Annotated in this window: 11 protein-coding genes and 1 pseudogene; 11 read left to right on the top strand and 1 reads right to left on the bottom strand. The window is 41.2% G+C overall.

Going from position 1 to position 11,579, the window contains the following annotated elements; genetic code table 11:
• Positions 1 to 219: 219 nt before the first annotated feature.
• Entirely contained in the window at positions 220 to 408 is a 189-nt protein-coding gene (locus tag IQ246_RS30655; RefSeq protein WP_244142164.1) for a hypothetical protein, read from the top strand.
• A 78-nt stretch (positions 409 to 486) separates the two neighbouring features.
• Here IQ246_RS30655 and IQ246_RS25895 read toward each other — a convergent pair whose 3' ends face one another.
• Positions 487 to 2,085 carry a DGQHR domain-containing protein gene (locus tag IQ246_RS25895; RefSeq protein ID WP_194006182.1) on the bottom strand — a complete coding sequence of 533 codons (1,599 nt, stop codon included), beginning with the start codon at positions 2,083 to 2,085 and terminating at the stop codon, positions 487 to 489.
• Between the two features lie 296 nt (positions 2,086 to 2,381).
• Between IQ246_RS25895 and dndC the strand changes: the two genes are divergently transcribed.
• From dndC to IQ246_RS30650, 10 genes and pseudogenes are all read left to right on the top strand, one after another.
• Complete coding sequence (gene dndC, locus IQ246_RS25890; protein WP_194006181.1) at positions 2,382 to 4,004, top strand: DNA phosphorothioation system sulfurtransferase DndC; 1,623 nt, start codon at positions 2,382 to 2,384, stop codon at positions 4,002 to 4,004.
• A gap of 173 nt (positions 4,005 to 4,177) precedes the next feature.
• Positions 4,178 to 4,591, top strand: a complete 414-nt coding sequence (tnpA, locus tag IQ246_RS25885) for an IS200/IS605 family transposase (RefSeq protein ID WP_194006180.1) — start codon at positions 4,178 to 4,180, stop codon at positions 4,589 to 4,591.
• Between the two features lie 96 nt (positions 4,592 to 4,687).
• Entirely contained in the window at positions 4,688 to 6,676 is a 1,989-nt protein-coding gene (dndD, locus tag IQ246_RS25880) for a DNA sulfur modification protein DndD (protein ID WP_194006179.1), read from the top strand.
• A gap of 65 nt (positions 6,677 to 6,741) precedes the next feature.
• Positions 6,742 to 6,981 carry a hypothetical protein gene (locus IQ246_RS25875; protein ID WP_194006178.1) on the top strand — a complete coding sequence of 80 codons (240 nt, stop codon included), beginning with the start codon at positions 6,742 to 6,744 and terminating at the stop codon, positions 6,979 to 6,981.
• Positions 6,956 to 7,342 carry a DNA sulfur modification protein DndE gene (gene dndE, locus IQ246_RS25870; protein ID WP_190910228.1) on the top strand — a complete coding sequence of 129 codons (387 nt, stop codon included), beginning with the start codon at positions 6,956 to 6,958 and terminating at the stop codon, positions 7,340 to 7,342. The genes IQ246_RS25875 and dndE overlap by 26 nt, the downstream gene beginning before the upstream one ends.
• 51 nt (positions 7,343 to 7,393) lie before the next feature.
• Positions 7,394 to 8,851, top strand: coding sequence for a DNA phosphorothioation-associated putative methyltransferase (locus IQ246_RS25865; protein WP_194006177.1), 1,458 nt, complete (start codon positions 7,394 to 7,396; stop codon positions 8,849 to 8,851).
• Between the two features lie 142 nt (positions 8,852 to 8,993).
• Positions 8,994 to 10,508, top strand: a complete 1,515-nt coding sequence (locus IQ246_RS25860) for an AmpG family muropeptide MFS transporter (protein WP_194006176.1) — start codon at positions 8,994 to 8,996, stop codon at positions 10,506 to 10,508.
• Positions 10,493 to 10,897, top strand: coding sequence for an ABC transporter permease (locus tag IQ246_RS25855; protein WP_194006175.1), 405 nt, complete (start codon positions 10,493 to 10,495; stop codon positions 10,895 to 10,897). The genes IQ246_RS25860 and IQ246_RS25855 overlap by 16 nt, the downstream gene beginning before the upstream one ends.
• Positions 10,898 to 11,103: 206 nt before the next feature.
• Positions 11,104 to 11,292, top strand: a complete 189-nt coding sequence (locus IQ246_RS25850) for a hypothetical protein (RefSeq protein ID WP_194006174.1) — start codon at positions 11,104 to 11,106, stop codon at positions 11,290 to 11,292.
• A 14-nt stretch (positions 11,293 to 11,306) separates the two neighbouring features.
• A pseudogene (locus IQ246_RS30650) lies at positions 11,307 to 11,579 on the top strand (GNAT family N-acetyltransferase); the annotation flags it as partial.

The following is an 11,579-nucleotide window of genomic DNA, read 5'->3' as shown; positions in this document are numbered from 1 at the left end:
TATTAACCGCCGTCGGTACGCCGGAGGTTATAAAAAACGCCTGTGGAGAACTCGTCAGTCCAGAAGTAATTCCGGCAGAGATCGTTGAAGCAGGAATCACGCGACTTTCAGTCGTGTGAGGTTCAAAAGACTTACGCACAATATCTCTCCAACTCTGATTTATCCGTGTCCTCTGCGCCTCTGCGGTTCCTTATTCCGTAACTCGTGCGTAAGTCCTAATTGAAGTGGAACTTATCTCTAACTGAAAATACACCCTTTGATTCGTTTATCAACGATCTGCTGGGTCGATCGAGACGTAAAACCTCCACTGGTGGCTTTGATGATTTTAATGGGGGATTTCGTTCTCAAGCTCCTGCACCGGATACCGACTCTGGGAGCGATCGTGTTGTTCTACGTGACTGCGGCTGAGAATATAATGGCTGCTGAAATATGAGGGAATTATTCAAAAGCATAATAATTTCTTTAAAGGCGAGTAATCATTAGGAACTACAGAATCGGTGGAAGCCCTACCTCCTTGGGTTCAACAAACTTGCTATCAAAACCTATAGTTTTATCTTCCACAGTCCTAGCATCCGCCAAAGCCTTACGAAGTTCAGCACGTTCCATCTGTTCCTGAATTCCACCCAGGATGTAAACCAATAACTTTGCCGCCAAATCTCGTCCAGCAACCTGCACCCGCTTTTTATTTGGGTCATACAAAACCCCATACCAGAGAGATTGGGGATATTCCATACCACTAAAACCACCTTGCTGGTCAAACTTCCGCAGTTTCTTAAAAAGATCTGCCAGGGAAAAACCTTTTTTAAATACCAAAATTCCTAAAGCTTGCGCTAATGCAACTTGAGCAACTGGACGGAAAAGCATATTGCCTTCACCTCCATCTTTCTCAAAGCTGAAGCGTCGTAAACTTAGTGTATTTTCGTGTTCTAAAATCTTATAACTGGGAAGATTAGCCAAAGAATCAAATAGCTTTTTAAATTCCTCAATTCCCTGCTCAAGTTCTTCATCCTCTGGACGCATGGGAATTAGCCCTTTCTCCAAGGGTTTCCAGTGGGGGAACTTTTGAGCCAAATATCGCTCAGACATATCTTGCAGAGCTTGCAATGTAGTCAAAACTGTAGAATTGGAGGCTACTGTTGCACTATTCCAATTAACACGGGGATTGCGCTCTTGTCGTTGTTCTAATAGTGGATGTGTAACTGCTATTTTCCTAGCAACGATCGCAAAACCATCATCTTCATTCAACTGTGTTAGTTGACCTTTAGTCAACGGTGCAGCCATTAGGTTAACATGAACAAAAATCGATCTCACCCTCCGTCTTGCCTGGGTGCGAGTTTCTCCAGCCGCTACCGCACAGATGAACTCAATACCAATTTTTTCTTTAGGTAAATTTTGCAAGTAAGCAAGGTCTACTTGATACTTTTCTATCAAATCATTAACTGTAATAAAACTGTCATCAACACCTTTATCTTTTTTATAGCGCTGGAGTTTGCGAGTTTTAATTAACTCCATCAACCCCTGTACACCCATTAATCGGTGTTGACCATCTAACGCATAAATAGTCACATCATCCTCAGAAATATTTAGCAGTCCTACTTTAGCGTCTTTATCTAGGGGGATAAAATCTGTAGTAGACTTGGTGGCGCGTCCTTCACTATCCCACTCAGCAGCTTTGGGATTATCCACCCACGGTTGATTAATTACTACCAACACTGGCGGAAACTTATGGTTGTGTCGAGCTGCTAAATACTGGACTAGCGGTGCTTGACGTGACCAATCAAGGGGACGTTGTTGAATTTCATCAATGCTATCCGCATCAATCTCGACATTATCAGTCTCAGAATTATACTTTTTTTGAAACAGAGGTAAGCCAGAGGCGAAGTGAACCCTACCTGCAAACCATTCCAAGGTGACAGAGCTAACATAAGCCTCAGTACCACCCATCTCGGTTTTTTGAACGAGAATTTGATCTTTTCTCCCTAAAAACTTCTCCAAGAGTAAAGCTAGTACCTGTTTTTCCTTGTTTTCCCGTTCCAGATATTCTCTAGCGATGTCAGCCGTTGGGTCAGATGCACTATCTTTCATGTTAAATTTTAAAAACAGAATAAAATTATCTAGTCTAATTATCCAAAAAGTTAGATTTTAGTAGTAAAGTTTTTAAAAACTTTTCTTCAACCCACGGAGGTGGGTTTTGTCTGTGTAGCCGCGAATTCTATTCGCCTGGATATTACATTCAACCCACGAAGGTGGATTTTGTCTGTGTAGCCGCGAATTCTATTCGCCTGGATATTACATTCAACCCACGGAGGTGGGTTTTGTCTATGTAGACGCGAATTCTATTCGCCGGGATATTACGCCAGTGTTTCCATAGAGAAGGAGAAATGACTACAGCACAACAACCAGAAAATAAAGTTCAGCAATCACGTACTGTAGCAGAGTTAGTGGACTCTATCCAAACTCTAACAACTGAAATTCAAGAATTGTATTGTTTAGATGAGATCCCTTGGGTTTTGGGCGTGTCTTGGGGAAAAGACTCTAGCACAGTATTGCAGCTTGTGTGGAATGCGATCGCTGCTCTTGTTCCAGAAAAAAGAACTAAAACAGTCTATGTAATTACAACCGATACTCAGGTAGAAAATCCTGTAGTGTCTGCTTGGGTTCGCAAATCCTTGCAGAATCTCAAAGTAGCTGCTGAAAAACAGGGGATGCCAATTGATCCACATCTACTACAACCAATAATTGAAGACACATTTTGGGTAAATCTTATTGGTAAAGGATATCCAGCACCTCGTAACCAGTTTCGCTGGTGTACACCACGTTTAAAAATTAATCCCGCCAATCAATTCATCCGTGAAATAGTTAGAGCTAACGGTGAAACAATTCTTGTATTAGGGACTCGCAAAGCGGAAAGTTCCAAACGTGCTGCCACAATGAAAAAACATCAAGTTGATAGAGTACGCGATCGCCTGAGTCCTAATGCCAGTCTACCCAACTCCTTAATTTATACCCCTATTGAAGATTGGAGTAATAACGATGTCTGGATATACCTGAATCAGTGGGATAATCCTTGGGGACAAAGTAATAAAGAATTATTTGCTATGTATCGAGGTGCAACAGCCGATAATGAATGTCCACTAGTTGTTGATACTTCTACTCCTAGCTGTGGTGATTCCCGATTTGGCTGCTGGGTTTGCACACTGGTGAATAAGGATAAATCAATGGAGGCGATGATCCAAAATGATGAAGAAAAAGAATGGATGCAGCCATTATTAGATATCCGTAACGAACTAGATATTAAAGATGATCGAGACAAAAGAGATTTTCGTCGCATTTGGGGAGATGTCCAACTATTTGAACGCAATAAAAACGGGGAAATCTCCGTTGAACCAATACCTGGCCCCTATACTAAATATTGGCGAGAACATTGGCTTAGACGATTATTAGAAGCTCAAACTAAAACTCGTCGGACAGCACCAGAAAATATGCGCGATATCACCTTAATTACTCTCGAAGAAATGAGCGAAATTCGCCGCATTTGGCTAGAAGAAAAACACGAATTTGATGATAGTTTACCCCGGATTTATCAAGAAGTGACTGGCGAAGAATTTCAAGACCCTCGTCCTGGTGCTGACTATAGTTTACTAGGTCGTGATGAATGGATAGTATTAGAAGAAATCTGTGAAGGTGACGCGATGCACTTGGAACTCATGGCGAAATTGTTAGACACAGAACGCCAGTATCGCAAAAAGACTCGTCGCGTGGGGATATACGAAACCTTAGAAAAATGTTTTAATACAAGTTCCCGTTCTCCAGAAGATGCGATTAAAAATGCTCGTTTGAAACGCGAATTAAGCGAAGCAGTTAGTCAAGGTGATGTTGCAAAAGTCAAGCAGATGACTTTGGGTGATGTTGCAGCAATTATCGAGGTAGATGAAGGTGAAAGTGAAAGTGATGAACAGCTAACTTGGGGGAATATGAAGTTTAAAAAGAAGGATTTAGAATAATAGAATACCGGGCGAATACCGGGCGAATGGAATTCGCGGCTACACAGACGAAACCCGCCTGCGCGGGTTGAAGAAAAATGAGAGCAAGTTTTACGCAATAATTCAATCAGAATACCGGGCGATTGGAAATCGCGGCTACACAGACGAAACCCGCCTGTGCGGGTTGAAGAAAAATGAGAGCAAGTTTTACGCAATTGTATGTGCATTATGTTTGGGCAACCTGGGATAGATTGCCCTTAATTACGCCTGATATTCAGGAGTTAGTTTATGCAGCGATCGTTCAGGAATGTGAACAGTTAAAATGTACCGTAATTGCAATTGGTGGTGTTGAAGATCATGTACATCTCTTAATAGGTTTTCCGCCAACTATCAGCATATCGGACGTAATTAAACAAATTAAGGGAAGTTCTTCTCATTTCATCACCCACGAAATCAAGCCAGGTGAGTTTTTTAAATGGCAAGGTAGCTATGGAGCTTTTACAGTTAGCCATGATGCCATTGATAATATAGCCAATTACATCAGAAACCAAGCTACCCACCATAGCCAAAAATCACTTATTCCTACCTGGGAGCTAACTCCCAAATAACCCAATAACTATGAATTTAGTCCGCGAAGGCGGACTTCGCTTGTGTAGCCGCGAATTCTATTCGCCCAGTATATTAATAAACTCACAATCAGATAAATGATATTTATTGAACTGGTTCTACAAAACTTTGGCCCCTACAGAGGGAGACAGGTAATTAATCTTAACCCAAATATTGATGAAGAAAACTCGCGTCCAATTATCTTATTAGGTGGTATGAATGGCGGCGGAAAAACCACCCTTATGGATGCCATTCGTCTCGCTCTTTATGGCCCCCGCGCCCAATGTTCCACCCGTGGGAATTTAAGTTATAACGATTTTCTTAACCAATGTGTTAACAATAAAATAGATCCAGTTGCAGACACCCGGATTGAATTACTTTTTGAACATATTGAAAATGATAAGCCAATAAAATACCGTGTTGTGCGTAGTTGGACAAAAAATCCTAAAGACGGTAAAGATACATTAGGTATTTTAGGGGACAGTGATACCTGGCCTGATGCTTTAGTTAATATCTGGGATGAATATATAGAAAATCTCCTACCATTAGGTATTTCTAATTTATTTCTCTTTGATGGTGAACAAGTTAAAGAACTTGCAGAACAGGAAACACCACCACCAGTTGTAGTAGATGCAATACGCGGGCTTTTAGGTTTAGAGTTAGCAGATCGTTTAGCAATTGATTTAGATATCTTAGTTAACCGTAAACTTAAAGAAGTTGGTAATAGTAAGGATTTAACAAACCTAGAGGAAATTGAAACTAGGTTAACCCAACAGCAAGAAGATTATCAAACAACAGGAGAGAAATTAGAAACTCTCAAAAATCAGGTAGAAGAATTAGAACAAAAGCAGCAAGAAGCCTTTGATAAATTTCTTTATGAAGGTGGGAAGATTGCAGCAGAACGCAGTCAACTAGAACTACAACAGGATACGAAAACTGCGGAAATTGAACAAGTACGTCAGTCAATGTATGAATTGGCAACTGATGTTTTACCTTTAGCATTAATTCCTAATTTGCTTAATCAGGCGCAAGCACAGGGTGAAAAAGAATTTCGCCATCAACAGGTACAAATTTCTAAAGATTTGTTAATGGAGCGAGATCAGCGTTTACTGACTTGGCTAAATCAAGTTGAAATTTCTCCCATACAAGTTGAAAAAATCCAATCATTTTTAATTCAAGATGTCGATAGTTTATATGCAAAGACAATCCAGATAGAAGCACCTTGGCTATTAGCCGATGATGAAACTTTAAGTCAGCTAGATAATCTCATATATCACCTACAAAATTCTAAACTTTCTGCAAAAGAGAAATTAGCTATTCTCAAAAATAAACAAGAAGAAATTCATACTCTAGAAAGACAAGTGCAAACAGCAGCAGCACCAGAAGATTATACAAAGCTGCGTCAAACATTAGAAGCGGCACAAAATCAAGTTGTTGAAGCTAAAGCAAATTACGAAACAATCCGCCGTCGGTTAGCTGAATTAGAAACTATTATTGCCAAATCAAAAAAGGAATTAAGTGATTATACCGTAGAAAATATTAAACATAAAAATAGCGAACATATTATTACCTCAGCAGCAAAAGTTCAAAACACACTCAAGATTTTTCGTGAAAAATTAACCCTGCGAAAACTCAATAAATTAGAGGAGGAAGTTAAAAACTGCTTTCTTTATCTTCTTCATAAATCAGACTTAGTGCATCGTATCACCATTGATACTAAGACTTTTAGCCTTTTGCTTTACGATTTAAATGGTAAACCTGTCCCGAAACATCGCCTCTCGGCTGGCGAAAAACAACTACTTGCGATCGCCTTCCTCTGGGGTTTAGCCAAAGTCTCTGGACACCGACTACCAGTTGCGATCGATACGCCGCTAGGTAGACTAGACTCCTCCCACCGCAGTAACTTAGTTGAACGTTACTTTCCATCCGCCAGCCACCAAGTAATTTTGCTGTCCACCGATACTGAGATTGGAAAGAAAGAAGTAGAAACACTGCGAGAAAATGAAGCGATCGCCCGTGAATATCTCCTAAAATACGATTCTTACACTCGCCAAACAACAGTGATAGAAAATAAATATTTTTGGTAGTAGATATCGTCTCAAAAAGATATTTAAAATATATATCACGACCTTTGGAAAGTAGATAAGCAATTATGAACTCACCACATTTAATAAAAATAGAGCATGACTTACGTGTTTTGTCCTTAGAAGAACTAGAATGGCTATTAGAACGTATCGAAAAACAAGTTCAAGAAAAAAAACAAATATTAAATAAATTCAATGATGTTAAATATATGAATGAACAACTAGTTGCAATGGCTAGTGATTTAGATATACAAACAGAAATTACCACTATTAATAATGAATATGGAATCACCAATCGAAAGAATTAAACTCTCCCAAACAGCTAAAGACCAACTTACCAAACTTAAGCGCAGCACTAAAATCGACCAATGGAATATCTTATGCCGTTGGGCGTTTTGTCGTTCCCTAGCAGAATCAACCGCACCCTCCCCTGTCCCAATTCCCCAAGATAGCAACGTCGAAATGAGTTGGCGCGTCTTTGGTGGCGAAATGTCTGATATTCTCCTCCTCGCCCTCAAGCAACGCTGTCACAACGACGGTTATCCCACCGACAAAGAAACTCTCGCCACGCAATTTCGCCTGCATTTGCATCGCGGTATTGGTTACTTAGCAGGCGATCCAAACATCAAGAAAATTGAAGATTTAATTGAACTAGCGGTTAAAAATTGAAAGGATATTAGTTAACTGTTAACTGTTCACTGTTAACTGACAACTAATATTATGCCTGAAGCGCTAGAAATTGAGCGTCATCGAGCTGCGATCGCTCGTAATGATCTATCTCGCCCCGTGCGATTGGCAATAGAATGGTCACTCTTGAATAAAGATACCACTTTTTTTGACTATGGTTGCGGATACGGTGGTGATGTGCAACGAGTAGGAAACTTAGGCTACACCAGTGCAGGCTGGGATCCTTACTACTATCCCAATGCACCCATCACCCCCGCTGATGTGGTCAACTTGGGTTACGTCCTTAACGTCATTGAAGACCTAGAGGAACGCCGCCAAAGCTTAACCCAAGCTTGGAAACTCACCCATAGAGTTTTAATTGTCGCGGCTCAAATACTAATTAACGCTCCCAGCAAAACCCAACTTGCTTACAACGATGGCATCGTAACTCGCCGCAATACTTTTCAAAAATATTACGAACAAGAAGAACTCAAAACTTATATTGATGAAGCACTAAATGTAGATGCGGTACCAGTGGCTTTAGGTGTCTACTTTGTTTTTCGAGATCAAGCCGAAAAAGAGAGTTACAAAGCTATTCGCTTCTTTTCTAGAACTTCTACCCCGCGAGTCTGCATCCCCAGCAAGCGGTTTGAAGACTATCAAGAACAGCTTGAACCACTGATGGCTTTTTTTACCAAGCGTGGTAGACTACCTGCCAAAGGCGAATTAGATAATGAACAGCAACTATTGAGCGAGTTTGGTAACTTTCGCCGTGCCTTTGCCGTAGTTTTGCAAGCTACCGATGAAGCAGAATGGGATGCGATCGCTTACCGTCGTTCTCTGGATATCCAAGTTTATCTTGCTCTGACCCACTTTGATCAACGTCCTGCATGGCACAAGCTAGCACCAGAAATGCGTCACGATATCAAAGCCTTCTTTGGTAGCTATGAAGAAGCCTGCATGGTCGCCGACCAAAAGCTTTTCAGTTTAGGTAAACAAAAGGTTATTCAAACTGCTTGCGAAAAAAGCAAAATTGGTAAACACACACGCAGCGCCCTTTATGTCCATGTTTGGGCATTAGCAGCATTAGATCCCTTGTTGCGAATTTACGAAGGCTGCGCTAGCCGTACGATTGGGCGTGGAGATGGAGCCACACTGATAAAATATTACACTGATCAACCGCAAATATCCTATCTGTTTTACCCCGAATTCGACACTGATCCCCATCCAGCTTTAAAAGCGAGTATAACTATTGACTTAAAAACACTATTTGTCACTCACCGAGACTATCAAAATAGGGTAAATCCACCAATCTTGCACCGCAAAGAAAACTTTGTCACCAGCAACTACCCTCTCTACGCAGAATTTGCTAAACTCACCCAACAAGAACAGCAATTGGGACTACTCAAACACAAAAGCGATATAGGTACACGTGAAGGTTGGGAAAAATGCCTGGCTGCATATAGGGTAGAAATTAGAGACCATCAGGTTTATCCAATTCCGGAAAGTTAAGGAACCGTTAACGTTGTGAGGGTATCCTGGTTTTGTCTGTTAGCCGAGTAAATCTTGGTAAGTTGGCATGTTTGCAGATAATTACACAGCAGCTATGGCAAGATAACTGCAATTCGCTCAGGTGATAAGGAATGTTTAAACAATGAGAGAAGTTCAGGCACTGCGACAAGCTGTCCAAAGTCGGAAAATGGGGGCTTTGTTATTGCTCGGCTTTGCATCTGGGTTGCCCTTGTTCTTAACAAGTAGAACATTACAGCTGTGGATGCAAGATGCCAAGGTTGATATAGGGAAAATTACTTTATTTGGTCTACTGGCTTTGCCTTATTCGCTGAAATTCTTGTGGTCGCCGTTATTAGATAGATTTGCGCCGCCAGTTATAGGAGGACGGCGAGGGTGGCTATTACTTACTCAATTTGGATTAGTATTAGCGATCGCACTTCTGGCATTACAACAGCCGGCCCAAAATGACCAAGTGCTACAACTACTGGCAATCAACTGTCTAATCATCACTTTTTTGAGTGCCACCCAGGACATTGCCGGTGATGCCTACCGTACAGATATTTTAAACCCAATAGAATCCAAAACAGGTGCATCAGTTTGGGTTCTAGGCTATCGCTTAGCGCTGTTTATTACTAGTTCCTTAGCTTTGGTTTTAGCAGATCATATCCCTTGGAATGGTGTTTACTTACTCATGGCAGCGTTAATGGCAGGGAGTATACTTACAACTTTATGGGCACCAAGGGAACCAAAGATACGCGACAACACAGCAAAAGCTCCACCCCTATCTTTTAAAGATGTCATTTTTCTGCTATTTATAACTGTGTTAGTAGTTGGATTAATTGGAGGTGTGTTTGTTGGCTTTATTGCCCTACCTGTGTTTTATTGGCTATTAGCAACTTTGATATTAGCCTGGATAGTCGCATCTTTGTTATTACCTACAGAGTTATTAGGCGAGGTCAGAGAAAATAGTCCGCCTCAAAATTTACAAGAAGCAATTTTCCTACCATTCAAGGAATTTTTTCACCGATTTGGGCTTACCCAAGCTAGTGTCATCCTAGTTTTTATCGTCCTTTATAAGCTAGGTGATTCATTAGTGGGAATCACGGCTAATTTATTTCTGCGGGAAATCAACTTTACCAAAACTGAGATTGGGGCAATTCAAGCTGGAATGGGCTTTATCGCGACGACAGTCGGCGTATTAGCTGGTGGCGTCATTATGACTAGGATTAACCTCAACCGAAGTCTATGGATCTTTGGCATACTGCAATTATTTAGTAACTTGGGTTATTATGCGTTAGCAGTTGCTGGCAAAGATTATTCGCTTTTAGTATTGGCAGTGAATATAGAAAACTTCAGCGCTGGATTAGTCACAGTGGCTACAGTAGCATTTTTAATGAACCTTTGTAACCACCGCTTTACAACTACTCAATTCGCTTTATTCTCTAGCTTAATGGCTATTAGTAGAGATGTTCTCTCTGCTCCAGCGGGGGATTGGGCAAAGTCCACAGGCTGGCCCTCATTTTTCTTACTAACCATAGTAGCAGCCTTACCTGGATTGCTGCTTTTACCTTTTGTTGCCCCTTGGAACCCTCAACCAGTGGCAGTATCTAGACCAGGACTTGAGGAAGAAGAAGGGGATATATGGGGAATCAAGTAGTTATTACTGTCGGCACACTTATCCTCTTACTCACTGGTTTGTTACTTGGCTATGTTCTCTCGCAGTTAGTTTTAGGATTTTTGGGATTTAACCTCCTAACTTTTTTTGGAACACTCAGCCTGATTCTAATTTTTGGTACACTTTATTACGTTTTATTTTGGCAGTTGAGGAGACAGACGCCAACCTCATCATTCAGAGGAGAGATACCAAACCAGGTAGAAGAGAGTGCATCTGATAGCTATCTCAAAAATAGGCTGATTGCTAGATTATCCGGCGATACTGCCGCTGCCGAAAGGTTAGTTGAGCAGGCAAAAGAGAATTATCCTGGTATGCCGGAGAATTGGTATTGTGAAAGAGTGCTCGATGACTTGGAGCGCGATCGCCGATAATACGAGTTATGTTTAGAAATGCAGAAGTAGGGAGTAGAAGGCAAAAAGGCAAAGGTGAAAAATTCTTCCTTATCCTGTGCTCTCCCTGCCTCCCCTGATCCTCTGCCTTTTGAAAGGCTCCGGAAAATCGCTAAGATAAATCAAGAAAACTTCACAAATCTTAAGCTAAGTTCTCATAAAAGTCCCTAGCTGCTTGTAATTTAAATATGGCTATATTTCGTCAGTACATCGCACCACTGCTTGCAGTATTAGTATTTTTCATTGCCTTGGTGGCAGTCAGCGCCCGCATATTTTTACCCTCCGACATGGCAGCACCCGCACCAATTGAAGAGGTAGGGGTCAGTGTTCCAGCTACTCCTGCTGTGCCACCAGCAGTAAATAACTCAGCTAGCTAAGTAAAACGTCAGAAGTGTCTGAGCAACTACTACCTGGGTATTATATTCGCCGTGGCTCTACTTTAGATCGGTCGCTGCTAATCAAGTTCATGCAACGAACCTATCAGGACATCTTCCCCAAAGATGATTTTTCCCACTTAGAGCAAACAGTCAAGCAATACTTTTCCACTGATACACCTTTGTGGTGGGTTGAAGAAGAGAAAAAAGAACAGAGAAAGACACAGGGAGACAGGGAGAAAGAAGAAAATGAAAACTTTCAAATTACTCCCCCTCCTCCACTCCCCCAC

It is taken from the genome of aff. Roholtiella sp. LEGE 12411 (assembly GCF_015206995.1).
Taxonomy (GTDB): Bacteria; Cyanobacteriota; Cyanobacteriia; order Cyanobacteriales; family Nostocaceae; genus Komarekiella.
This window is presented reverse-complemented; position numbering and strand designations above follow the sequence as displayed.